This is a genomic window from Pseudomonas sp. TTU2014-080ASC, assembly GCF_001446935.1.
Taxonomy (GTDB): Bacteria; Pseudomonadota; Gammaproteobacteria; order Pseudomonadales; family Pseudomonadaceae; genus Aquipseudomonas.
Map to the genome: position 1 here is coordinate 252,432 of NZ_LKKK01000011.1, position 24,039 is coordinate 276,470.

Sequence of the window (24,039 nt, forward strand, 5' to 3'; positions counted from 1 at the left end):
CCTCACTGTAGGGTCAGGGGTTGCCCAGCGGCTGTTCGCTCTGCCCGCCAGTCTTCAAGGCTGGGCACTGCTTGCGACTGGTCAAGCCGGTCGACGATATTGAAGAAGTCTTGCTTGAAGGGATCAAGCATCACTTCGTTGCGACTTTTGACCTGCACAACGTACACGGTCTGCGCGTTTTGGTGATCAAAGGCACGCCATGTCTGGCGGTCTTTGAGCAGGGTGTAACTGTGGTTTTCCAGTGCTGCAATTAACGCTTCGCTGTCCAGGCTTCGGCTGCGCTGCACGGCATCCGCCCATTGGTAGACGATGCTGTAGGCCGAGGCGGCGGAGCTGGACGGGTACATCTCGTAGCGTTGGGCGAAGTTTTTCACGAAGTCTTTGCCTGCGGCCGAGTCTTCCAGCTCCGGTACGCGCCAGGTCCAGGGCTCGGTGCCGAGTACGCCTTCCATAATGCCGGGGCCTGCCTGTTCAACAACGTGCTGAGTCAGGTTGGGAGCGACGATTTGCATGCGTTTTGTCAGGCCTAGTTTGTCGGCGAGGCGCATGGCGCGTACCAGGTCTTCGCCAAACAGCACAAGGACAAGCACCTGGGCATTGCTGCTGGCAGCTTGCTCCAGTGCCTGTTGGTAGTCCTTTTGCCGGGCGTCCGGGAAGGGCACTTTGACGCCGGGATGTTTGCTGCTGTCGAGACTGCCGGTGTTCTGGCGCAGCGAGCTTTCGGTGGTGTTGCCCCAGGTGTAATCGGCAGTGATGTAGAAGAAGTTCTGTTCAGGCAGATGCTTGTTCAGATAAAGGCCAAGCGCGCGGGCGCTCATCCATGCGTTATTGCATTCGCGGAACATATAGCGATGGCCATCTTTGCCGGTGGTGTCATTGGAGTAGGTGAGGGTGCCGAAGTAGAGCAGGCTGTGTTGCGCCGCTTGCTTACTGGCGGCAATGGCTACCGCGCTGGAGGCACCGCCAAAGAGCATCTTGGCACCGCTGGCAGCCAGCAGATCGACGTTGCGCACGGCTTTTTCCGGGCGTGAGGCTGTGTCTTTAGTGGCAAGTGCCAACGGGCGGCCGAGCACGCCGCCGCGTTGGTTTAACTCATCTATGGCCAGCAAGGCACCGCGCATCTGGGCCAATCCTTCTTCTTTGTAATGACCGGTGCGCGGGTAGTTGAGGCCGAGGATAATCGGTTCAGCGGCCTGCGCTACAGCAGTCATTCCGGCCCACAGGGCCAGGGTGGCAGTGAGTTTCTTCATGATGTCCCCTTATTATTGTTGTGTCAGAGACACTTTGATGCTCTGACATTTCAGGGGGCATTCTCTTTTGGTCTAAGGCTGGGTTAACTGCTTTGGGTCAACCTCGCCTTTGCTTGCTTCACTTGAGTTGGATTGTCAGGTTGGGGCCGTTCAGTTCGTCTTCATCGAACCAGCGGCTGGTGACTGTTTTGGTCTCGGTGAAGAAACGCACGCCCTGTTTGCCGTAGGCGTGCAGGTCTCCGTAGAACGAGCCTTTCCAACCGGTGAAGGAGAAGAACGGTAGCGGCACTGGCACCGGTACGTTGATGCCGACCTGGCCGACTTCCACCGCGTGCTGGTAATGCCGCGCCGCCGCGCCGGAGCGGGTAAAAATAGAGGTTCCATTGCCGTACGGGCTGGCGTTGACCAGTTCGATTGCCTGCTCCAGTGTCTCCACCTCCATGCACACCAGCACAGGGCCGAAGATTTCTTCGCGGTACAGGGCCATGTTTGAGGTCACGCCACGGAACAGGGTGGGGCCAACCCAGTTGCCGTTGGGGAAACCCTCGACCGCGCAATGGCTGCCATCCAGCAGGCACTCGGCGCCTTCGGCTTTGCCTTCTGCAATCAGGCGCAGCACGCGTTGCTTAGCTTGCTGGCTGATCAGCGGGCCATAGGCAGAGTGGCCATCGCGCCAGTAGCCAGGCTGCAAATCTTCCATCTGCTGCTTGAGTTCGCCGATCCATTGGTTGGCGTCGCCGACGAACACCGCCACGCTGATCGCCATGCAGCGCTGCCCGGCAGCACCGCAACTGGCACCTACCAGGTTGCTCAGCACTTGCTGTTTGTTGGCGTCGGGCATGATCACCATATGGTTCTTCGCTCCGGCGAAGGCTTGCACGCGCTTCATGTGGGCGCTGCCGGTGCGGTAAATGTGTTGGCCAACTGGCACCGAGCCGACGAAGGAAATGGCGCGCACATCCGGGTGGGTGAGCAGGCTGTCGACTACTTCGCGGCCGCCGTGCAGCACTTGCAGGATGCCTTTAGGTGCACCGGCTTCGATAAACAGTTCGGCCAGGCGGTTGGGTGTCAGCGGGTCTTGTTCGGAGGGCTTGAGGATAAAGCTGTTACCGGCGGCGATGGCCAGCGGGAACATCCACAGAGGAATCATCGCTGGGAAGTTGAACGGGGTGATGCCGACGCAGACGCCCAGCGGCTGAATCCAGCTGGCGGTGTCGATATTGCGGGCGACGTTCTCCATGGTTTCGCCCATCATCAGGCTGGCGATATTGCAGGCCTGCTCGACCACCTCGATCCCACGCCAGACGTCGCCTTTGGCGTCAGCGAGCGTTTTGCCGGTCTCGCTGGCGAGCAGTTCGGCCAACTCGTCGTGGTGTTCTTTGAGCAGGTGCTGGTAGCGCAGCATCAACCGGGCCCGGTCTGAAACCGGCACTTCACGCCAGCTGACGAAAGCCTCTTTGGCACTGGCGATGGCGGCTTCGATTTCTTCGGCCGTGGCCTTGGGAGCCAAGGCAAGGACTTCCTGAGTTGCCGGGTCGGTCACTTCAATAAATTCCCGGCTGCGGCTTTCGCGCCACTCACCGTCGATCAGTTGCGCAATGACTCTGCTCATCCTTGCCTCCTGCGAATCTCAATGGATTCGGTTGTTGTTTTGTCCGTTTATAGGCGGCTTTGCTGCGTTTGTGGATTGACGATCTTGGGCGCGGGATGGACTATCTTGTTTTTCGTGCTCTGAAGATGCTTGCCATGCTTGATCAGGTCGAAACATCCAACTGGCCACTTCCGGCCAACGGCGTGCGCTTCATCACACCACCCAGATTGCGCCGTTATTTGGCCCGTCACAGCTTGACAAGTGGCTGTTATCCGCAGGCTTTGGGGTTTTACCCGCAGGCGTTGGGGCACCACATGCAGCGCCTCCAGCCGGAGGATCACTTGCTCATATACTGCCGTTCAGGGCAGGGCTGGCTGGATATAGGGGATGGACGATTAGCAGTAAACGGAGGTGACTTGCTGATCCTGCCCAAAGGCGTTGCCCACGCTTATGGTGCGCAAGTGAGCCGCCCATGGACGATTTACTGGGTGCACTTTGACGGTGAACGGGTGGCGGACTATCTCAAGCCGCTCGGGCGTGGGCCGGTTTTGCATGTTGGGGTGCAGCCGCGCCTGCTGGCGGAATTTGATGCGCTATTGGGGCTGCGTAAACAGGGGCTGAGTGTTCCGCACTTTATCCATGCGGCGCATCAGTTACAGGCGCTGCTGACCTGGTTGGCGATTTTGCCTGCGCGCACCACGCTGAAGTCCGGCCGGGTGCTGGATGTGGACGCAGTGCATGCGGTGATGCGCGCCCATCTGCATGATTCGCTGAATCTTGATGAGCTGGCAGCACAGTTCAAGCTGTCGCGCTTCCATTTTGCCAAGACCTACCGTGCCCTCACTGGGCAGGCACCGATTCAGGATTTTATCCAACTGAAAATGGCTCACGCCTGTCGCTTGCTCGACGAAGGCAGCCAAAGCATCCGCCAGGTCGCGGAGCAGTTGGGCTACGAGGATGTGTATTACTTCTCCCGCTTGTTCCGCAAAGTAGTGGGCATGGCACCCAGTCACTACCGAGCCCTGCATCAGGGTTGACTTGGGGCGGGGCGGGCTCTAGGTTGCCGCTTTTGTTTTTACAGGCAGGAGCCGCCATGAGCGCTGCAGATAAAGTCAAACTCGAAGCCGGTTGGAAACAGGCTTTGCAGGAAGAATTCGACAAACCCTACATGCGTGAGCTGGGGGAGTTTCTGCGGGCGGAAAAGGCGGCAGGCAAGGTCATCTATCCGCCGGGACCGCTGATTTTCAATGCACTGAACTCGACGCCGCTGGATCAGGTGAAAGTGGTGATCATCGGTCAGGACCCATACCACGGTCCGGGCCAGGCCCATGGCTTGTGCTTTTCGGTACAGCCGGGAGTAAAGACGCCGCCTTCACTGGTGAATATCTATAAAGAACTCAAGCGTGACCTGAATATCGACATTCCGTCCCACGGCTGTTTGCAACATTGGGCTGATCAGGGCGTGCTGCTGCTCAACACCTCGCTGACGGTGGAGCAAGCCATGGCCGGCTCCCACGCTGCGCGCGGCTGGCAGCCATTTACCGATAAGGTGATTGAAGTGGTCAGCGCTCATCAGCCGCATCTGGTCTTTCTGCTGTGGGGCTCTCATGCCCAAAGCAAGGAGAAGTTGATCGACACCACCAAGCACCTGGCGTTGAAGTCCGTGCACCCGTCGCCACTCTCCGCGCACCGTGGCTTTATCGGCAATGGCCATTTCAGCCGCTGCAATAAATTCCTTGAGCAGAACGGTATGCAGCCGATTGACTGGCGCTTGCCGGAGCTTTGAGTGTGAGTCTGGTGGGTAAGCCTGCGGCCTTACCCACCCACGGAACATGCGCTGTGTAGGGTGAATAAGCCTGCGCAGCCGGTTATCCACCATGGATTATCGGTGCCCGCAGAGCCTAGGGTTTGTCACCCTTACGCAGCCACAGATTGAACACCGGCCTTGCCAGGAACAGCTGCAAAAACAAACGCAAAATCTGCAAGGCTGAGACCATCGCCACTGACAGGTGTAAGGCTTCAGCTGTCAGGCTCAGCTCAGTAATGCCGCCGGGCATCAGGCCCAGCATCAGCGAGACTGACTCAACGCCACTGACCCAGCCCAACCCGAGCCCCAGCAGAGCAGCGCCTGCCATGGCCAGCAAGCTGAACACGAAGATGCGCGTCATAAAGGCCGGAGCCGTGCGGAAGAACTCGCGGCTGAAGTGGCAGCCCAGCGCACAGCCAATCAGCCATTGCCCGACATGCCCGAGCCACGAAGGCAGCCCCAGATGCAGGTTAAACACCACGCTGGCGGTTGCACTGACAATGATGGGGCCAAGCATCCACGGGCTGGGTTGCTGCAACAGACGCCAGACTCTGGCCAGCACAGCACCGGCGAAGAGCAAACCAAGCAGCCACGGCCAATTCACCTCGGCAGGTTGAGGCGGCTGTACTGCGGGCAACGACCAGGTAAACAGTGCCGGAATCAGCAGTACCACCATCAGAAGACGCAGGCTGTGGGCAGCTGCGATGCGGGCGGGATCGGCGTCGTAGCCCCGAGCCATGTTGACCATTTCCGTCGCGCCACCGGGCATGCTGGCGAAGAACGCGGTGGCTTTGTCAACGCCGCTGCGGCGCAGAATGACGATGCCGATCAGGCTTAACGCCAGTGTGCCGAGCGATCCGATAATGATTAGAGGCAGGTGGTCGATCACCTGCTGGAATACTTCGTAAGTAAAATGCAGGCCGATGCTGGTTGAAACCAGCCACTGCCCGGTTTGCCGGCCACCGGGAACTTCGCGGATGGCCGGGCCGAAGCTGCGGAAGAGGATCACGGCCAGCAGCGAGCCGATAATCCAAGGCAACGGCCAGCCAATCAGGCTGGCCAGATAGCCGCCCAGCGCACCCACAACCGGCGTCATCCACCAGTTGCGGATGTGCTTGGGGTTTTCTTGTGCCTCAGGCATTACTCAGGCTGCTTTTCAGTTGGCTGCGTTTACGCCAGTTGCGCCAGAACGGTAATGCAATCATCACTGCAATCAGAGTCCACACGCCCCAGGTAATCGGGCTGGCAAAGAGGATGCCCAGTTCACCGTTGGAGATGGACAGAGCGCGACGCAGATTTTGCTCCATCAGCCCCCCCAGGATAAAGCCCAACAGCACGGCCGAGAGCGGAAAATCCATCTTGCGCAGGATGTACCCGGCAATGCCGATACCGACCATCAGGAACAGGTCGAAGGTGGTGGCATGCACCGCGTAAACGCCAATCGAGGTGATGATCGCAATCGCCGGAACCAGCGCCCAATACGGCACAGCCAGAATCTTGGTGAAGATCTTGATCATCGGGATGTTCATCACGATCAGCATGAGGTTGGCCACGAACAGCGAGGCGATCAGCCCCCAGACGATGTCCGGCTGATTTTGGAACAGCAGCGGGCCGGGCGTGATGTTGTACAGCGTCAGCGCGCCGAGCATCACCGCAGTGGTGCCTGAGCCCGGTACACCCAGGGTCAGCATCGGCACCATGGAGCCGCAGGCCGAAGCGCTGTTGGCGGTTTCCGGGGCGGCCAGACCGCGCAGGTCGCCGTCACCAAATCTGTTGTCTTTAACGGCAAGACGCTTCTCCGACATATAAGCCACAGCGCTGGCCAGGGTTGCACCGGCACCCGGCAGGATGCCGAAGATAAAGCCGAGGCTGCCGCTGCGCAGGTTGGTCAGCAGGACCGATGCACCTTCCTTGAGGTTGAACAGCATGCGCCCTTTGGCTTCGATGGCTTTCTGGCCGTGGTGAGTACGTTCCAGTAGCACCAGAATCTCGCTGACCGAGAACAGGCCGAGCACCAGTACGACGAACTGAATACCGTCAGACAGGCCCAGGCTGCCGAAGGTGAAACGGTACACGCCGCTGTTGGAGTCGATCCCCACACAGGACAGGAACAGGCCGATACAGGCGGCAATCGCCGTCTTCATCGGCTTGTTCCCGGCCATACCTGCCAGACAGACGATGGCAAACACCATCAGCACGAAATACTCAGCCGGGCCGAACGCTACTGCCCATTTTGCCAGCAGAGGGGCAAAGATCACCACGCCGCAGGTGGCAATCAATCCGCCGACAAACGAGCTCCAGGCCGAGATCGACAGGGCGATCCCAGCCTTGCCCTGGCGGGCCAGCGGGTAGCCGTCCAGCGTGGTCATTACGGCAGAAGCTTCGCCGGGGATGTTCAGCAGAATCGAGGAAATTCGCCCACCGTACTCGCAGCCCAGGTATACCGCTGCCAGCAGAATCAGCGCGGTTTCTGGTGGTAGGCCGAGGGCAAAGGCAATCGGGATCAGCAGGGCCACGCCGTTGATCGGGCCCAGGCCGGGCAACAGGCCCACGACGGTGCCGATCAGTGTGCCGCACAGGGCGGTAAGCAGGTTGTACGGGCTCAGGGCTACACCGAAACCCTGGCCGAGATAACTTAAGGTATCCATCTCTTAATTCTCCAGCACTTCAAGCAGGCCAAGAGGCAGCGGTACATCGAGGACTTTGTCGAACAGTAGGTACAGCCCAACTGACAGCAGCAGCCCAGCGATCACGCAGGCTGTCCACCGTCCGCCGTACAGACGCGACATGGCGACACCAAACAGCGCGCTGGAAATCACAAACCCCAAGGTTTCAAAGAGCGCTGCATACAGCACCATGATCAGGATGCAGGTGCCGATCTTGAGCAGAACGTGGCGGGTCAGCGGGCCTTCTTCTCCCTGTTCGAGTCCGCCGCCTTTGATCAGTAGATAGATGGAGCCGAGCCCTGTCAGCGTCAGCAAGAGCAGGGGATAGGCACGTGGACCGACCGGCTCATATGAAAAGGGTGCGTGATAGGCCCAGGCGGTTATACCCAGACCCAGGCAGGCCAGCAGCAGAACCAGTCCGAATATGCGTTGAGACATTGTGAAAGCCCTCTTGCAGGCAGCAGCAGGCCCATTCCCCATGTTGCACGGGGAAGGCCCAGAGCAGGTGTTGGCAGGTCTGCCGGGTTACTGGATCAGGCCGAAATCCTGGGCCAGTCTTTTGTATTCGGCGACTTGGTTTTTCACGTAACTGTCCAGCTCTTCGCCGGTCATGGCGAAGGGGTACAGCTCGCGCTCGGTGCGCAACGTGGCGAAGTCCTCAGAAGCCAGTAGCTGGTCGAAGGAGGTCTTCCACCAGGCATATGCCTCATCACTGACCTTAGGCCCGAGGTAGAAGCCGCGAATAACCGGCCAGACCACATCAAAGCCCTGTTCCTTCGCAGTCGGAATATCGGCCACAACTGCGCCGGGCAGGCGCTCTTCCGACATCACTGCAAGAATGCGCATGTCGCCGCTGGCGATATGCGGGACCGAGTCGGAAATATCCGTACTGGCCACCTGAATGTGTCCGCCGAGCAGTGCCGTGGCCAATTCGCCACCGCCCTCCATTGCGACGTAGCGCAACTCACGCGGATTGATACCCGCGGCTCGGGCGATCAGCGCGGTTTGCATCCAGTCTTGGCTGCCAATTGTGCCGCCGGAGCCGATCACCACTTTGCCTGGATTGGCTTTGATAGCCTCCACCAGGTCCTTCAGGTTTTTGTACGGCGAGTCGCTGCGCACTGCGATTGCCCCATAGCTGCTGCCAATCGCGGCGATCCACTTGACGGCACTTTCATCGAAGCGGCCAAACTTGCCTTGGGCGAGGTTAAGCAGTGATCCGCTGGAGAAGGCTGTGATGGTGCCCGCGTCAGAAGGGCGCTGCGCGACCACCGCGTTGTAAGCCACTGCACCGACACCGCCGGGCATGTAGGTTACGCGCATTGGTGTTTTCAGCAGTTTTTCCTGTACCAGAGCGCTTTGCGCTAGCTTGCAGGTCAGGTCAAAGCCACCGCCCGGCGCTGCCGGAGCAATGCATTCAGGGCGTTTGGGTGCATCAGCCAGCAGCGGAGTGGCAAAGGCCAGGCAGGTGGCTGCAAGGGCGATGTGGGTCATTGTTGTTTTCATGGGAGCTCCTTGGCCTTACCAGATTTGCAGGGTGTAGCCGACGATTACGCGGTTTTCATCCGCATCACGGGCAAAGTCCGAGCGGAACGTAGCGTTGCGCAGGCGTACAAACACATCCTTGAGTGGACCACTCTGTACCACGTATTTGATTTCCGAATCACGCTCCCACTCGCTGCCGCGTTTGCTGCTTCCGGCTATCTGTGCGTTGTCGCCGGAAATGTAGCGGGTCATAAAGCTCAGGCCGGGGATGCCGAACTTGGCCAGATCCAGATCATAGCGTGCTTGCCATGAGCGCTCGTCTGCGTTGGCGAAGTCGTTAATTTGTACGAAGTTGATCAGGAACGGATCACTGCCGTCGAGGTAAGCAAATCCTGTGTCGCCGCCCATGACCTGATAGCCGAGGCCAAATTTATGGCCGTTCAGCGAGTAGGAGAACAGTGCGCCAAAGGCACGGTTATCGACTTTACCGCCGCGTGCTGCTCCGGTGTCCTTGCTCAGGGCCAGGCGGATATCGGCAGACAGTGCACCTTTGCCCAGCGGCTGGGTGCCGACGAAGTCAAAGTAATGCTGGCGGTAGATGTCATCCAACTCGGCAGCGTGGTAGCGGCCTGTCATTTTGTCGGAGAAGGCGTATTCAACACCGATCAGGTCCATGTGGTCGGCTTGTGCGCCACCGAGAAAACGGCTGTTCTTGCTGTTAAGTACCAGCTTTTCCGAGTTGGTGGAGGCCCGGTCCACTGCTTTGGTCAGACGTCCGCCGAGCAGCTTGAAATCTTCAATGTCGCTGGAACTCAGCAGCCCACCTTCAAATACCTGCGGCAGCAGGCGGCTCTGACTGGACTTGGCCACTGGCAGCTCGAGAATGTGCGAGCCGTAACGGAATTCTGTCTTGGAGACTTTGATTTTGCCGGTCAGGCCGAGGTGCCCGAACTGATCCGGTGCGCCGCCGTCATCCTGTGTGGGGAGCAAATCCGTACCCGATCTGCCACGACCTGAATCGAGTTTGATGCCAAGCAGGCCAAGTGCATCGACACCCACACCAACAGTGCCTTCGGTATAACCGGACTGAACATCAAAGACGAAGCCTTGGCCCCATTCTTCACGTTTGTTCTGGCCAGAACCTTCCCGAAAATCCCGGTTCAGGTAAATGTTGTTGGTGGTCAGGGAGGCTTTGCTGTCTTCGATAAAGGCGGCGAAGGTAGCGGGGGAAACTGAGGCAGCTATCCCAAGGGCTAGCAGGGATGCAGGTGCGCGAACATGTAAGGATGCAATGTGCATTCAGTAGTCTCCATTCTTATTTTTGTATCGACCCTCTGCGCGGGCAGAGCGTCCTAGGGTGGAGGTTCCATCCACCTTTGGTGATCCTAGGAGCCGAACCTTTCATCAGCCTTTCACTATCCTGCCATTTAGATCTGATTCACCTGCGGCAGTTAATCCTCGAGGTTGTTCACAATTTTCAGTAGCTCTGTAAACTTGCCTCCCCCGGCTAGGCACGTCGGAGCTACAACTGATAGTAAGGACAGGCGCAGCAATGACAGGAGGTGGCCGTGCGTATTCTGCTGGTAGAGGACCATGTGCAGTTGGCAGAGAGCGTGGCTCAGGCGCTCAAGAACGCTGGCTGGACGGTGGATATTCTGCACGACGGTATTGCTGCGGATCTGGCGCTGAGTAGCGAAGACTACGCTCTGGCCATTCTTGATGTGGGCTTACCCCGGCTTGATGGCTTTCAACTGCTGGCGCGCCTGCGTGAGCGCGGCAAGAACCTGCCGGTACTGATGCTGACTGCACGGGCTGAAGTCAAAGACCGCGTGCATGGTCTCAATCTCGGTGCCGACGATTATCTGGCCAAACCCTTTGAACTGTCCGAGCTGGAAGCACGGGTCAAAGCGCTTTTGCGCCGCTCGCTGATGGGCGGTGAGCGGCAGCAGCGCTGCGGTGATTTGGTCTACGACCTGGATACCCGTCGTTTTTCATTAGCCGGTGAACTGCTCGTCCTGACCTCCCGCGAGCAGGAGGTGCTGGAAGTGATGATCGCCCGGCCGGGGCGGGTGATGAGTAAGGAGCAGCTTGCAGCCCAAGTGTTTGGGCTGGATGAGGAAGTGAGCACCGATGCGATCGAAATCTACATTCATCGCCTGCGCAAGAAGCTGGAGGGCGGCCAGGTGCGCATCGTCACCTTCCGTGGTTTGGGCTATCTGTTAGAAGCGACCGATGATTAAGAGTGGCAGTCTGCGCGGGCGGCTGCTGCGCCGTCTGGCCTTCCTGTTGGCCATTATTCTTTTAATCAGTAGTTTTACCGCGTACTGGAGTGCCCGGCGGGCTGCCGATACAGCCTATGACCGGACCCTGCTGGCATCGGCGCGGGCTGTTGTCGCTGGGCTGTATTCCGAAGATGGCCACTTAAGCGCCAACATTCCTTACATTGCGCTGGACAGCTTTGCTTATGACAGCGAAGGCCGTATCTATTATCAGGTGATTGATCCTGCCGGAGTTGTGGTCTCCGGTTATGACAACTTGCCAGGCCCGCCCGCCACTGCCGAATTAACCCGCGATTACCCGGCGCTGGCACGCTTTTATGATGCCGAATACCTGAATCAGGGCGTTCGGGTTGTCAGCTTGATGCAACCAGTGAGCGAGCCTGACCTGCGTGGTATGGCAGAAATCCGTGTGGCGGAAACCCAAGGTGCGAGGGAGCGGCTGGCCCGGGAACTGCTGATGGGGACGCTTCTGCGCATGGGCATACTGTCAGTCACTGCTTTGCTGCTGGTATGGCTGGCTGTGAGTGTGGCATTGCGTCCGCTGGATACGCTGCGAGCCAGACTGGCAGTGCGTAACAGTGACGAGCTCAAACCGCTGCCATTGGAGGGGATGCCACGGGAGTTGCGCCCGTTGATCAATACGCTTAACCAGTTTAATGCGCGCCTGCGTAATCTTTTTGAGCGACAGTCTCAGTTTATTGCCGATGCGTCACACGAGTTGCGCACCCCTCTGGCAACGCTCAAGGCGAGGGTTGAATTGGGCTTGCGTTCGTCCGCGCCGGAAGTCTGGCAGGGCACGCTGGAGGCCACCGTACAAAGCACGGATAAACTGACACATCTGGCCAATCAATTGCTTTCGCTGGCCAGGATTGAGAGTGGTGCGAGGGCTATCCTCGAAGGTGGCGCGCAGCGTCTGGACTTGAGTGAGTTGGCCCGGGAGTTGGGAATGGCTATGGCACCACTGGCGCATGCCAAAGGTGTCGCGCTGGCGCTGGAGGCAGAAGCACCGGTGTGGGTCATGGGTGAGCCTACGCTGCTCAATGAGTTGCTCTCCAATTTGCTGGACAACGCATTGGCGCATACTCAGGTGAATGGCAACGTGATCCTGCGGGTATTGCCGCAGGGCATTCTGGAAGTGGAAGACGATGGCCCGGGGATTCCCGTGCACGAGTACCAACGGGTCTTCGCTCGCTTTTACCGCACCACAAACCGAGGCAAAGGAGCGGGGCTGGGCTTGGCTATCGTGGGTGAAATCTGTCGGGCCCATCAGGCGCGCATCAGCTTGCACCAGGCCGTATCAGGTGGCTTGTTAGTGAGGGTTGAGTTTGCTCTGGCTGAGCAGTGAAATCTCAGGGCCTGAGCGGCCCTGAGTGGTGCTGAAGATTACTGCAGCATGGCCATGGCAGCTTCCATGGCGGCAGATAGGTCTTCGTCGTCGTTTATGTTCTGGCTTGGGTCCAGACCCAGCTTACGGAAAGAGGCGATGCTGCTCCAATCCAGCTTGGTGTAAGGGTGCTCTGTGCCCAAATAGCTCTGTAGCGTGGCGACCTGGACGATATCAATGTAGTCCGCTTTGGCGCTGTCGCGGCTGAAGTCGAGGAAGTTAGCCGGCACGGCCGCGATCATTTCCGGGAAGTCCCAGGCGCGCAAAATTCTCTCGCCAATTTGCGGATGGATCTGCTCGATCACATGGTTGAGGCTGATTGAATCGGCCAGCAACTCACTGTGTTCTTCAGCATAAGTAAGGATTGGCAGTACCCCGATCAGGTGCACCAAACCTGCCAAGGTAGCCTGGTCGGCCGGCAGGCGCGTGTAGTTTTTGCACAGCACATGGCAAATACCGGCAATTTCGGTGCTCTTGTTCCACACTTCACGCAGCTTGCGGTCAACGACATCGGTGGTGGCTTGGAACATCTGCTCCATTGCCAAGCCGGTTGCCAGGTTGCAGGTGTAGTTAATTCCTAAACGACTCACCGCCATTTGTAGGTCGGTGATTTCCTTATTAGTGCGCAACAGCGGGCTGTTTACGACTTTGATGATGCGCGCGGTCAGGGCAGCATCGTTACCAATGACTTTGCACAGCTGCGGCACTCCGACGTTTGGGTCTTCTGCAGCCTCGCGAACGCGAAGGGCAACCTCAGGCAGTGTCGGCAACACCAGCTCATCGCGCTCCAGAGCCTGGATCAGATCCTGTTGGACTTTTTCAGATAGCGTGCTCATTCAGGTACTTCTCTTAACCGTCATGCGGTGTCGGGGCGCGGTGGCAGAACCGCAGATTTTTGTTTTATCGCTGAATTTCTCGGTCTGAATCGAGGGTGTATGGTAAATCCAGCAGTTTTACGGGATGACCTTCAGTCGAATTCAAAGTGATACGTCCGTCTTGAACCGCATCTTCTTGCAGTACGGCCAGAAGCTCAATGCCTGATTCACTATTGGCCGCCAGAACCACTTCGCCAACGCTGGAGTTGTGTACCGGTGAAAACAGTTCAGCACCGGGTTGCGGCAGTTCAGTGGCACTCATTTCAAGGCGTTGCAAGCGGCGCTTTAGTTTTCCCAAGTACTGCATGCGCGCCACGATCTCTTGCCCTGTATAGCAGCCTTTTTTGAAACTGACGCCGCCGACGGCCTGCAGATTGATCATCTGCGGGATAAACAGCTCGCGCGTATTGCCGGTGACTTGTCCAATACCAGCCCGGATTTGAGCCAATAGCCATTGATTCAGTGGCACTTCCTCAAGATTTGCCCGCAGGCGTGCAAGAACGCTGTCGGCTTGTTCCGCAGATACCCACAACTCAGCACGGCCGCCTGGCAGACGCACGGCAAGGAGGTCGGCCTGTTGAACCACTGCGTCAGTCTCCGGTGCGAGGGGCAGGCCTAACTCAGCCAGTAGAGCGTCCGCTGCGGCAATCCCAAAACGGACCCACTCAGCGCTGGCATCACTCAGTGTGACTTTGCTGAATACAGCATATTTCTTCAGATCAGCCAGTTGGCTTTCAACAAGCTCGCTGGCCAAGGCCAGGAGATAACCATCGCTCTGGCGAACGATTCGGAAGCTGGAAAGCATGCGGCCTTTAGGAGTACAGCGCGCGCCCAGACTGCTCTGGGAGGCACTCAGGTAGTCAATGTTGCAGGTGATCTGACCTTGGAGGAATTTGCCGGCATCAGGGCCGCGCACGGCAAGAACACCCTCGTGAGTGAGGGGGCAAAAAAATGCAGAATTGGCCATTTGAATAGGGCATCGCTTGGAAAAAAGTTAGGTTGCTCATCATAGAACGAGCCCTTCGTCTTGTCAGCGCTTGCAGATTTTTCCTGCCAGCAGTTCGATGCCGGCTCCCTGGCGGTCAACAGCGGGGGCATTTCACCGTATACTGCGCGTCTTGTTTAAGGAGCCTGTACATGGTTGATTCGGTAGAACTCAAGCGCCTTTACTGGCACAGCCGCCGCGGCATGCTGGAGCTGGATGTGCTGTTGGTGCCATTTGTTGAGGATGTTTACTCGACGCTTGATGAAGACGATCAGGCGCGTTTCCGCAAACTGCTCGAATGTGAAGATCAGGACATGTTCGGCTGGTTTATGCAGCGGGGCGAGCCTGAGGATGCTGATCTGAAGCGGATCGTGCGGATGATTCTGGATCGTGTCCAGCCACAGTGAGCACTTCGAATGTCGGTGGCTGGCATCGCGCTGGCTGCTGATCGCTTATGCGGGCTTACAGGCGGTCGCAGCGGCTTGTCTGTTCCAGCTGAGTCTGCCTGTTGCGGTGGTTGTGGCACTGTGCATGCTGTGTCTTGCGCATGCCAGCTGGGTATTGCCTAGACATATCCTGCTTAGCCACGAGGCTGCCTATTGCGGGCTGCGCTGGACTGATAAAGGCTGGTGGGTCTACAACCATAGTGAAGGGTGGCAACCCATCGAATTACACCCGGACAGCCTGGCGTTGCCGCTCATCGTTCTTCTGCGTTTTCGTCTGACAGGGCAGCGGAGGGTGCGTGCCCTGTGTGTGCCCCGTGACAGCCTGCCGCGACGGCTGCATCGCCAGTTGCGGGTCAGGCTGAAGTTCAGTCGATATAGGTGGGCGGCTGCAGAATAGTATCCACCGCCTCAGGCAGCTGTTCGGGGTAGTCGAGGGTGTAATGCAGGCCTCGGCTCTCTTTACGCTGCATGGCTGAGCGGATCATCAGTTCGGCGACCAGAGCCAGATTACGCAGCTCAATCAGATCGCGGCTGACTTTGTAGTTGCTATAGAACTCATCAATCTCATCAAGCAGCAAGCGCACCCGGTGCTCGGCCCGCTGTAGGCGTTTGCTGGTGCGGACAATGCCGACGTAATCCCACATAAAGCGCCGTAACTCGTCCCAGTTGTGGGCGATGATCACATCTTCGTCGGAATCCGTTACCTGGCTGGCGTCCCAGCAGGGCAACTGCGAGGGCGGGCTGACGCTGTCCAGTTGGGCGATGATGTCGGCAGCGGCGGAGCGTCCATACACAAAACACTCGAGCAGCGAGTTACTGGCCATGCGGTTTGCACCGTGCAGGCCAGTAAAGCTTGTTTCACCAATGGCATACAGTCCCGGAATATCAGTACGCCCAGATTGATCTACAACTACCCCACCGCAGGTGTAGTGGGCAGCAGGTACGACCGGTATGGGTTCGCGGGTGATGTCGATGCCGAACGTCAGGCAGCGTTCGTAGACGGTTGGAAAGTGCGACTTAATAAAGTCGGCAGGTTTGTGGCTGATATCCAAATAGACACAGTCGATACCTAGCCGCTTCATCTCATGGTCAATGGCGCGGGCCACAATGTCCCGGGGGGCCAATTCAGCGCGCTCATCAAAGCGCGGCATAAACCGCTCGCCGTTGGGCAGTTTGAGCAGTGCGCCTTCGCCACGCAGGGCTTCGGTGATCAGAAAGCTTTTCGCCTGCGGGTGATAGAGGCAGGTCGGGTGAAATTGGTTGAACTCTAGGTTGCCGACGCGACAGCCCGCTCGCCACGCCATGGCAATACCGTCACCGCAGGCGCTGTCCTGGTTGCTGGTGTAGAGATACACCTTAGCTGCACCGCCGGTGGCCAGCACGACAAAGCGTGCACTGTAGGTGTCGACCTCACCGCTGTTGCGGTTAAGGACGTAGGCGCCCAGGCAGCGCTGGCCCGGTTTGCCGATCTTGCGTTCGGTTATCAGGTCAACGGCTACTCGCTGTTCCTGTAACTCAATGTTGCTGCGCTTGCGGGCTTGATTCAGCAGGGTATTGAATATGGCAGCGCCGGTAGCGTCGGCAGCATGGATGATTCGGCGGTGGCTGTGCCCCCCTTCGCGGGTCAGGTGAAATTCGAAACCGCCGTCTTCCTTTTTATGAGGTTCGTCGTCGCGGGTGAATGGAACACCTTGGTCGATCAGCCACTGAATCGCCTCGCGGCTATGCTCAACCGTAAAGCGCACCGCGTCTTCACGGCAAAGTCCTCCACCCGCGACCAAGGTGTCGGCAACGTGCGATTCAACGGTGTCGGTGGTGTCCAGAACAGCGGCTACACCGCCCTGAGCCCAGTAAGTGGAACCGTTCGACAGATTGCCTTTGCTAAGCACGGCAATGCATAAATGACCGGGTAAGGTGAGGGCCAGTGTCAGTCCGGCGGCACCGCTGCCGATGACCAGTACGTCATAGTGGAAGTGTTGGTTCATGTCTGAATTCCCGCAATGTGCGCCGCTAGTATATAGAGGGGGCGACCGGCACAATAGCGGAGAGTGGTTGAGTATTGTAGTAGGGAACTTATAGGCTGTTTTTTGCTCTATTAGTGGTTGTTTAGAGCTAAAGGGCCTATTGGCGATTTTTTTATAACGCAAGTAGGGCTGCGCAATCGGCTTTGTGAGTGTTCCAGATTTATTGAAGCAGTCTATACGCCTTGTGCATCGTTTTCCTGACAAAGCGTCATCAGATTTGCAGGAAGGTTGTTTGAGGGAGAGAACTTTTGCGAAATGCCCAAGTCTATTCAGGCAGATCGATGCAAGGGTTGGTGTTACGCTCCTTTGGACTTAATTAAGGAGATTTCATGCTAACCCAGGAAGAAGATCAGCAGCTGGTCGAGCGCGTTCAGCGTGGCGATAAGCGCGCATTTGATCTGTTGGTGATGAAGTATCAGCACAAGATTCTCGGGTTGATTGTGCGTTTTGTACATGACAGCCATGAGGCTCAAGACGTTGCGCAGGAAGCCTTCGTCAAGGCGTACCGGGCATTAGGTAATTTTAGGGGTGATAGCGCCTTTTATACTTGGCTGTACCGGATTGCCATCAATACGGCAAAGAACTATCTGGTTTCGAGAGGACGCCGTCCGCCAGATAGTGATGTCAGTGCAGAGGATGCTGAATTTTATGATGGTGATCATGCCCTTAAGGACATTGAATCGCCTGAGCGCGCATTGCTGCGCGATGAAATTGAGGCAACTGTGCATCGCAGTATTGAGCAGTTACCTGAGGACCTGCGCACCGCATTAACGCTGCGTGAGTTTGATGGTCTTAGTTACGAGGATATAGCCAGTGTTATGCAATGTCCTGTTGGCACCGTGCGCTCGCGCATTTTCCGGGCACGGGAAGCCATAGATAGATCCTTGCAACCATTGTTGCAGGAAGCCTGAGACAGCGGCGAAAGCCTAGAGAGGAACCGCAATGAGTCGTCAAACCATGCAGGAATCGCTGTCCGCGGTGATGGATAACCAAGCGGATGAATTAGAGTTGAGGCGTGTATTGGCCGCTAGTGAGGACCCGGAAGTCCGAGCTACGTGGGCCCGCTTTCAGCTCGCCCGGGCAGCTATGCATAGGGAGCTTGTTGAGCCACGGTTGGATCTCGTGTCTGCAGTTTCAGCGGCGATTGCCGATGAGCCTGTGCCTAAAATGGCTTCGACCCAGAAGTCTGCACGACTGCGTAACGTAGGTCGATGGGCAGTTGCAGCGTCTGTGACAGTGGCTGTTCTGGCGGGTGTGCGACTGTACAATCAAAATGATATTGCAGGTGCGGTGATGGCGCAGCAAACTGTTGCTCCTATGACCCTGTCTCAAACTAATAACTTGGCTATGCTGGCTGCTTTTAGCAGCTCCGATGACTCCGGCGCGCCGGCTATAAGCGGTGCCAATGAAGAGCATGCTAAGTGGCACGAGCAGCGTTTGCCGATCTACCTGCGTCAGCATGCTCGGCAGGCCGCTGGGGCTAATGATGGGGCATTACCTTTCGCACGTTCTGCGAGTCTGGAAGGCCGTTAAGGGGGCGCATGCGCTTTATTCCTTACAGCGTTGCATTGCTTTTAAGTGGCTGCCTGGCCCAGGCGGCCACTGCAGCAGACGGACAGGATTTGTTACAGCGCCTGGCTGAAGCGCAACGCACACAGAGTTTTCAGGGCACGTTTGTTTACGACAGTAATGGCGTATTTTCTACTCACGGAATCTGGAACCTTGTTGATCAAGGCGGCCAAGTCCATTTGCGCCTGCTGCAGCTTGATGGCACTGAGCAGGAAGTGTTGAGTGTTGATGGGCGTGTTGAGTGTGCCACTGGTGGTCTGGCTGATCATTTGACTAAAAGTCAGTTGTGGTCGGGGCATGAACTGGACGTCAAGCGTCTGAGTGAGTGGTATGAATTTGTTGTACTGGGTGATTCACGGGTTGCGGGACGATCGACTTCGGTTCTGGCTCTGATTCCACGAGACAAAAACCGCTACGGCTTCAAGCTTCATCTGGATCGGCAGACTGGCTTGCCTCTGAAATCGTTGCTGGTAGACGATACCGGGCAGTTGCTAGAGCGTTTTCAATTTACTCGTCTACGTCTTGAAACCCCAACCGAGGAGCTCTTGCAGCCTGGGCCTGGGTGTCGTCCTCTGACCGAGGTTAATGTGCGGGCCGATAATGTGCAGCCTTGGCGCTCCGATTGGCTACCGCCTGGTTTTACCTTGAGTTCGGCTTCGGGTCATTGCGGCTCTAGTGCCGCCGATCCCGTCTCCTGTCAGGTGTATGGCGATGGGTTGTCCAGTTTCTCCGTATTTATGGAGCCCTTGAAAGGCGCTTCGGCTGGAGATCTGCGTACGCGGTTAGGGCCTACGTCTGCTGTATCGCGCCGAATCAAAACCGAAGACGGAGATGTGATGGTCACAGTGGTGGGGGAAATTCCTTTATCAGTGGCTGCGCGAGTTGCTTCATCCATGCATCTGCCTGAAGGGATTGCTCAGTGATTGAGGAGTCAGCGCGGGTCATTGCCCTCGAGAAAGGGGCCGTTTGGGTTGAAACCCAGCGGAAAAGTACTTGTGCTAGCTGTGCGGTTAAGACTGGCTGTGGCCAGGGGGTTGTACAGCAGTTGGGGTTTCGTGAACGCAGTGCTCGGCTTAGGGTCTTGTCCGATCTGGATTTGCAAGTGGGGGATTCCGTTGTAATCGGTGTTCAGGAGGAGTTGCTGGTTCGGGGCTCTTTAATGGTTTATTTGCTGCCGCTGCTGGGCCTGTTTGCTGCAGGTTTAGTGGCGGAACAAATGGCCTTAGCTGAACACTGGGTTATTTTCAGTGCGCTTTTGGGATTTGTAGTAGCTGGCAGTCTGGTGCGTTGGCAGAACCGCAATCTGGCCAATGACGCCTCTATGCAGCCTGTGGTGTTGCGTGCACTGCTTGCAGCGGACGCAACAAAATATTAAGACTTTTGCCTGCGTAATTAGGGGAGATGTATGTCTAGGTCTAGTCTGAAGTCTTGCTTTGCTGGGCTATTCGCGGTGTTGCTGTATGGGCAGGCTATGCTCGCTCACGCTAACTTGCCTGACTTTACTGGGCTGGTCGAACAGGCTTCGCCTGCTGTGGTGAATATCAGTACGCGACAAAAAGCGCCTGAGCGTGTGGCTGGGGCCCAGATGGAAATGCCAGATCTGGAAGGTCTGCCACCGATTTTTCGCGAGTTTTTCGAGCGCAGTGTGCCGCAGCAGCCCAGAGCTCCTGGGAGAGGGCGTGAGCCTGAAGCCCGTTCACTGGGGTCCGGATTCATCATTTCTGATGATGGCTATGTGCTAACCAATAATCATGTTGTTGCTGACGCCGAAGAGATTATTGTGCGTCTCTCTGATCGCAGTGAGCTTGAGGCCAAACTCATCGGGGCAGACCCTCGTAGCGATGTGGCGTTACTGAAGGTTGACGGTAAGGGGTTGCCAACCGTCAAGATCGGAAAGTCTGACAACCTGAAAGTAGGTGAGTGGGTGTTGGCTATTGGCTCGCCATTTGGTTTCGACCACTCGGTGACCGCGGGTATTGTGAGCGCCAAGGGGCGTACCCTGCCGAACGAGAGTTATGTTCCATTCATTCAGACTGACGTGGCTATCAATCCAGGTAACTCAGGTGGTCCGCTGTTTAACCTGTCTGGCGAGGTTGTGGGTATCAACTCGCAGATTTTTACTCGTTCTGGCGGTTTTATGGGGCTCTCCTTTGCGATCCCTATGAGTGTCGCAATGGATGTGGCTAATCAGCTTAAGTCTGACGGTAAGGTCAGCCGTGGCTGGTTGGGTGTAGTGATTCAAGAGGTCAACAAGGATCTCGCTGAGTCCTTTGGGCTGGACAAGCCAGCTGGTGCGCTAGTTGTACAGGTGCTGGATAGCGGACCGGCTGCCAAAGGCGGCCTGCAGGTAGGTGACGTTATTCTTAGTCTGAATGGTCAGCCCATTGTTATGTCGGGTGACTTGCCTCACTTGGTTGGTTCTATGAAACCGGGGGCAACGGCTGAGCTAAATGTCGTGCGTGAGGGGGCTCGTAAAACTCTCAAATTGTCAGTCGGTGCGCTGCCGGAAGACGGTGATGCGCTTGCTAGTGCTGGTCAGTCCGGTGTTGAGCGGAGCAGCAATCGCCTGGGGGTGAAAGTGGCTGAGTTGACCGATGAACAGAAGAAAAGCCTCGACCTGAAAGGGGGAGTGGTTATTTCCGAGGTTCAGAATGGTCCTGCTGCATTGATCGGCCTGCGTCCGGGGGATGTGGTTACGCATTTGAACAACCAAGCTATCAATTCTGCCAAGACCTTCACTGAAGTGGCTCAGGCGCTGCCGAAGAACCGTTCAGTTTCTATGCGGGTCTTGCGTCAGGGGCGTGCAAGCTTTATTACTTTCAAGTTGGCTGAGTAAGCCAGAGTGATGAAAAAGGGCGACTGAGGTCGCCCTTTTTTTGGCGCTGAATTTAACCTGTGGTGACGTGGCTGAGGCGTTTCGGGTAAACTTCGCGGCTATTTTGGCGGACTGCCGCCTGTAACCTTTTCGAGTGTTGACCCGTGAGTGATTTGAGTCATATCCGCAACTTCTCCATCATCGCCCACATCGACCACGGTAAGTCGACCCTGGCTGACCGTTTTATTCAGATGTGTGGTGGTCTTGCTGATCGCGAGATGGAGGCCCAGGTTCTGGACTCCATGGACCTCGAACGCGAGCGTGGAATTACCATCAAGGCCCACAGCGTTACTCTGTATTACAAGGCTAAAGACGGTAAAACCTATCAGCTGAATTTCATTGATACCCCCGGTCACGTTGACTTCACCTACGAAGTCAGCCGTTCCTTGGCGGCTTGTGAAGGCGCATTACTAGTGGTTGATGCGGGCCAGGGTGTTGAAGCCCAGTCTGTGGCCAACTGCTACACAGCGATCGAGCAAGGCCTTGAGGTTATGCCGGTGCTGAACAAAATCGACCTGCCACAGGCCGAGCCGGATCGCGTTAAAGATGAAATCGAGAAGATTATCGGGATTGACGCCACTGATGCTGTGACATGCAGTGCTAAGACCGGTCTGGGGGTCGATGAAGTACTGGAGCGTCTGGTGCACACCATTCCGGCTCCCGTAGGTGAAATTGATGCGCCGCTGCAGGCGCTGATCATCGACTCTTGGTTCGACAATTACCTGGGCGTGGTCTCATTGGTGCGAGTGCGTCAGGGTCGGATCAAAAAAGGTGACAAGGTGCTGGTCAAATCCACCGGTAAGGTGCATTTGGTCGACAGTGTGGGCGTGTTTACACCTAAGCACACCGCTACCGCTGACCTGAAGGCGGGTGAAGTAGGCTTTATTATCGCCGGTATCAAGGACATTCACGGTGCGCCAGTGGGCGATACCCTGACCCTCAGTTCAACCCCTGAGGTTGAAGTGCTGCCGGGTTTCCAGCGGATCCAACCACAGGTTTATGCCGGTCTGTTCCCGGTCAGCTCTGATGATTTTGAGGACTTCCGCGAAGCATTGCAGAAGCTGACGCTGAACGACTCCTCTCTCCAATACACCCCGGAAAGCTCTGACGCGCTGGGCTTCGGTTTCCGCTGTGGCTTCCTGGGCATGCTCCACATGGAAATTATCCAGGAGCGTCTGGAGCGAGAGTACGATCTTGACCTGATCACTACAGCTCCAACTGTAATTTACGAACTGGAACTGAAGACTGGCGAGACGATTTACGTCGATAACCCATCGAAGTTGCCGGATATCTCTTCTGTACTGGATATGCGTGAACCGATCGTCCGCGCCACTATTCTTGTTCCGCAGGAACACTTAGGTAACGTTATTACCCTGTGTATTGAAAAACGCGGTGTTCAGCGTGATATGCAGTTCCTCGGTTCCCAGGTTCAGGTCACTTATGATCTGCCAATGAACGAGGTGGTTCTGGACTTCTTTGATCGACTTAAATCGACCAGTCGTGGCTATGCTTCGCTGGATTACCATTTCGACCGCTACCAATCAGCTAATCTGGTGAAGCTGGATGTTCTGATCAACGGTGACAAGGTTGATGCGTTGGCTTTGATTGTTCACCGTGATAACGCGCACTACAAAGGGCGTGCGTTGACGGAGAAAATGAAGGATCTGATTCCGCGTCAGATGTTTGATGTGGCAATTCAGGCAGCTATTGGTGGTCAGATTATTGCTCGTACTACGGTCAAAGCTTTGCGCAAGAACGTATTGGCCAAGTGCTATGGCGGTGACGTAAGCCGTAAGCGCAAGCTGCTGGAAAAGCAGAAGGCTGGTAAGAAACGGATGAAGCAGGTCGGTAACGTGGAAATTCCACAAGAAGCCTTCCTTGCTGTATTGAGGTTGGAAAACTAGGTCCTATGTCATTCAATTTCCCGCTGTTGCTGGTTATCGCTGTCGCCGTATGTGGTGCTCTGGCACTGTTTGATCTGGTTTTTCTGGCACCGCGCCGCCGAGCCGCTATTGCGGCCTATAACGGTCAGGTGACTGAACCGGATGATCAGGTATTGCAGCGTCTGAACAAGGAGCCTTTGCTGGTTGAGTACGGGAAATCATTTTTTCCTGTGCTGGCCATTGTTCTGGTTCTGCGCTCATTTCTGGTTGAGCCGTTTCAGATTCCGTCCGGTTCCATGAAGCCAACGCTTGAGGTCGGTGACTTTATCCTCGTCAACAAGTTTGCATATGGGATTCGTCTGCCAGTGGTGGATACCAAGGTGATTGAGGTCGGCGACCCTCAGCGGGGTGATGTGATGGTGTTCCGCTACCCGAGTGATCCAAATATCAATTACATCAAGCGAGTGGTGGGGCTGGCAGGCGACCGCATTGCCTACAGCAGCGACAAGCGCCTGACTGTTAACGGGCAATTGGTTGCTGAAACGCTAATTGGCGACGAGCCGGGCAGTCTGGGCAGTGCTGTGCTGTTTAAGGAAAAGCTGGGCGAGGTGGAGCATGAAATCCGTAAGGAAATGAAACGCTACCGCATTGAGCCGGGTCGTGAGTGGGTTGTACCGCAGGGTTATTACTTCATGATGGGGGATAACCGTGACAACTCTAACGATAGCCGCTACTGGAATGATCCCAACATTCCAGCTCCGCTGCATGGCATGGTGCCTGACCAGAATATTGTCGGTAAGGCTTTTGCCATCTGGATGAGTTGGCCGGATCCTAAGTCCAGTAACTTGCCTAACTTCTCCCGGGTAGGTTTGATTCACTAACCTTTGGGTTGAACAAGATGCTGCTTCGGCAGCATCTTT

23 protein-coding genes are annotated in these 24,039 nt (G+C 56.6%); 13 read left to right on the forward strand and 10 right to left on the reverse strand.

Annotated elements, in window-relative coordinates; genetic code table 11:
- Nucleotides 1–2: 2 nt before the first annotated feature.
- Nucleotides 3–1,250, reverse strand: a complete 1,248-nt coding sequence (locus tag AO726_RS11535; protein WP_058068224.1) for an ABC transporter substrate-binding protein — start codon at nucleotides 1,248–1,250, stop codon at nucleotides 3–5.
- 118 nt (nucleotides 1,251–1,368) lie between these two features.
- A complete protein-coding gene (locus tag AO726_RS11540; protein WP_058068225.1) occupies nucleotides 1,369–2,862 on the reverse strand; it encodes a CoA-acylating methylmalonate-semialdehyde dehydrogenase in 1,494 nt (497 codons plus the stop codon).
- Nucleotides 2,863–2,996: 134 nt separating this feature from the next.
- Between AO726_RS11540 and AO726_RS11545 the strand changes: the two genes are divergently transcribed.
- Nucleotides 2,997–3,878 carry an AraC family transcriptional regulator gene (locus tag AO726_RS11545; RefSeq protein WP_058068817.1) on the forward strand — a complete coding sequence of 294 codons (882 nt, stop codon included), beginning with the start codon at nucleotides 2,997–2,999 and terminating at the stop codon, nucleotides 3,876–3,878.
- A 56-nt stretch (nucleotides 3,879–3,934) separates the two neighbouring features.
- Nucleotides 3,935–4,627 carry a uracil-DNA glycosylase gene (ung, locus tag AO726_RS11550; protein WP_058068226.1) on the forward strand — a complete coding sequence of 231 codons (693 nt, stop codon included), beginning with the start codon at nucleotides 3,935–3,937 and terminating at the stop codon, nucleotides 4,625–4,627.
- 115 nt (nucleotides 4,628–4,742) lie between these two features.
- On the opposite strand, the gene AO726_RS11555 is transcribed toward ung, so the two are convergent.
- The 5 genes from AO726_RS11555 to AO726_RS11575 form a co-directional block, all read right to left on the reverse strand.
- Nucleotides 4,743–5,789 carry an AbrB family transcriptional regulator gene (locus tag AO726_RS11555; RefSeq protein ID WP_058068227.1) on the reverse strand — a complete coding sequence of 349 codons (1,047 nt, stop codon included), beginning with the start codon at nucleotides 5,787–5,789 and terminating at the stop codon, nucleotides 4,743–4,745.
- The gene (locus AO726_RS11560; protein WP_058068228.1) at nucleotides 5,782–7,296 is read right to left on the reverse strand and encodes a tripartite tricarboxylate transporter permease; all 1,515 of its coding nucleotides are present in this window, start codon (nucleotides 7,294–7,296) and stop codon (nucleotides 5,782–5,784) included. Before AO726_RS11560 ends, AO726_RS11555 begins: the two co-directional genes overlap by 8 nt.
- Nucleotides 7,297–7,299: 3 nt before the next feature.
- Entirely contained in the window at nucleotides 7,300–7,752 is a 453-nt protein-coding gene (locus tag AO726_RS11565; protein WP_058068229.1) for a tripartite tricarboxylate transporter TctB family protein, read from the reverse strand.
- A gap of 87 nt (nucleotides 7,753–7,839) precedes the next feature.
- Complete coding sequence (locus tag AO726_RS11570) at nucleotides 7,840–8,820, reverse strand: Bug family tripartite tricarboxylate transporter substrate binding protein (protein WP_058068230.1); 981 nt, start codon at nucleotides 8,818–8,820, stop codon at nucleotides 7,840–7,842.
- A 15-nt stretch (nucleotides 8,821–8,835) separates the two neighbouring features.
- Nucleotides 8,836–10,098, reverse strand: a complete 1,263-nt coding sequence (locus tag AO726_RS11575; protein ID WP_058068231.1) for an OprD family porin — start codon at nucleotides 10,096–10,098, stop codon at nucleotides 8,836–8,838.
- A gap of 269 nt (nucleotides 10,099–10,367) precedes the next feature.
- On the opposite strand from AO726_RS11575, the gene AO726_RS11580 reads away from it, so the two are divergent.
- Nucleotides 10,368–11,039, forward strand: coding sequence for a response regulator (locus AO726_RS11580; protein WP_058068232.1), 672 nt, complete (start codon nucleotides 10,368–10,370; stop codon nucleotides 11,037–11,039).
- Nucleotides 11,032–12,423, forward strand: a complete 1,392-nt coding sequence (locus AO726_RS11585; protein WP_058068233.1) for a sensor histidine kinase — start codon at nucleotides 11,032–11,034, stop codon at nucleotides 12,421–12,423. The genes AO726_RS11580 and AO726_RS11585 overlap by 8 nt, the downstream gene beginning before the upstream one ends.
- A 38-nt stretch (nucleotides 12,424–12,461) precedes the next feature.
- Here the strand turns inward: AO726_RS11585 and AO726_RS11590 are convergent, their stop codons facing one another.
- Both AO726_RS11590 and ygfZ read right to left on the reverse strand, forming a co-directional pair.
- Nucleotides 12,462–13,298 (reverse strand): HDOD domain-containing protein, encoded by an 837-nt coding sequence (locus tag AO726_RS11590; protein ID WP_058068234.1) that lies wholly within the window; start codon nucleotides 13,296–13,298, stop codon nucleotides 12,462–12,464.
- A gap of 64 nt (nucleotides 13,299–13,362) precedes the next feature.
- Nucleotides 13,363–14,304 carry a CAF17-like 4Fe-4S cluster assembly/insertion protein YgfZ gene (gene ygfZ / locus AO726_RS11595; RefSeq protein WP_058068235.1) on the reverse strand — a complete coding sequence of 314 codons (942 nt, stop codon included), beginning with the start codon at nucleotides 14,302–14,304 and terminating at the stop codon, nucleotides 13,363–13,365.
- A gap of 170 nt (nucleotides 14,305–14,474) precedes the next feature.
- Between ygfZ and AO726_RS11600 the strand changes: the two genes are divergently transcribed.
- The gene (locus AO726_RS11600) at nucleotides 14,475–14,729 is read left to right on the forward strand and encodes an FAD assembly factor SdhE (RefSeq protein ID WP_058068236.1); all 255 of its coding nucleotides are present in this window, start codon (nucleotides 14,475–14,477) and stop codon (nucleotides 14,727–14,729) included.
- Nucleotides 14,713–15,165, forward strand: a complete 453-nt coding sequence (locus AO726_RS11605; protein WP_058068237.1) for a protein YgfX — start codon at nucleotides 14,713–14,715, stop codon at nucleotides 15,163–15,165. Before AO726_RS11600 ends, AO726_RS11605 begins: the two co-directional genes overlap by 17 nt.
- On the opposite strand, the gene nadB is transcribed toward AO726_RS11605, so the two are convergent.
- The gene (gene nadB / locus AO726_RS11610; protein ID WP_058068238.1) at nucleotides 15,134–16,753 is read right to left on the reverse strand and encodes an L-aspartate oxidase; all 1,620 of its coding nucleotides are present in this window, start codon (nucleotides 16,751–16,753) and stop codon (nucleotides 15,134–15,136) included. The two genes, AO726_RS11605 and nadB, sit on opposite strands and share 32 nt — an antisense overlap.
- A 368-nt stretch (nucleotides 16,754–17,121) precedes the next feature.
- Between nadB and rpoE the strand changes: the two genes are divergently transcribed.
- The 7 genes from rpoE (at nucleotide 17,122) to lepB (ending at nucleotide 24,000) form a co-directional block, all read left to right on the forward strand.
- Entirely contained in the window at nucleotides 17,122–17,703 is a 582-nt protein-coding gene (gene rpoE / locus AO726_RS11615) for an RNA polymerase sigma factor RpoE (RefSeq protein ID WP_058068239.1), read from the forward strand.
- A gap of 31 nt (nucleotides 17,704–17,734) precedes the next feature.
- Nucleotides 17,735–18,325 carry a sigma-E factor negative regulatory protein gene (locus tag AO726_RS11620; protein ID WP_058068240.1) on the forward strand — a complete coding sequence of 197 codons (591 nt, stop codon included), beginning with the start codon at nucleotides 17,735–17,737 and terminating at the stop codon, nucleotides 18,323–18,325.
- Nucleotides 18,326–18,333: 8 nt separating this feature from the next.
- On the forward strand, nucleotides 18,334–19,284 hold the full coding sequence (locus AO726_RS11625) for a MucB/RseB C-terminal domain-containing protein (RefSeq protein WP_058068241.1): 951 nt from the start codon (nucleotides 18,334–18,336) through the stop codon (nucleotides 19,282–19,284).
- On the forward strand, nucleotides 19,281–19,736 hold the full coding sequence (locus tag AO726_RS11630) for a SoxR reducing system RseC family protein (RefSeq protein WP_058068242.1): 456 nt from the start codon (nucleotides 19,281–19,283) through the stop codon (nucleotides 19,734–19,736). Before AO726_RS11625 ends, AO726_RS11630 begins: the two co-directional genes overlap by 4 nt.
- A 30-nt stretch (nucleotides 19,737–19,766) precedes the next feature.
- Nucleotides 19,767–21,197, forward strand: coding sequence for a DegQ family serine endoprotease (locus AO726_RS11635; RefSeq protein WP_058068243.1), 1,431 nt, complete (start codon nucleotides 19,767–19,769; stop codon nucleotides 21,195–21,197).
- A 143-nt stretch (nucleotides 21,198–21,340) separates the two neighbouring features.
- Nucleotides 21,341–23,140, forward strand: a complete 1,800-nt coding sequence (gene lepA / locus AO726_RS11640; protein WP_058068244.1) for a translation elongation factor 4 — start codon at nucleotides 21,341–21,343, stop codon at nucleotides 23,138–23,140.
- A 5-nt stretch (nucleotides 23,141–23,145) separates the two neighbouring features.
- Nucleotides 23,146–24,000, forward strand: a complete 855-nt coding sequence (gene lepB / locus AO726_RS11645; protein WP_058068245.1) for a signal peptidase I — start codon at nucleotides 23,146–23,148, stop codon at nucleotides 23,998–24,000.
- The last annotated feature ends 39 nt before the right edge of the window (nucleotides 24,001–24,039 follow it).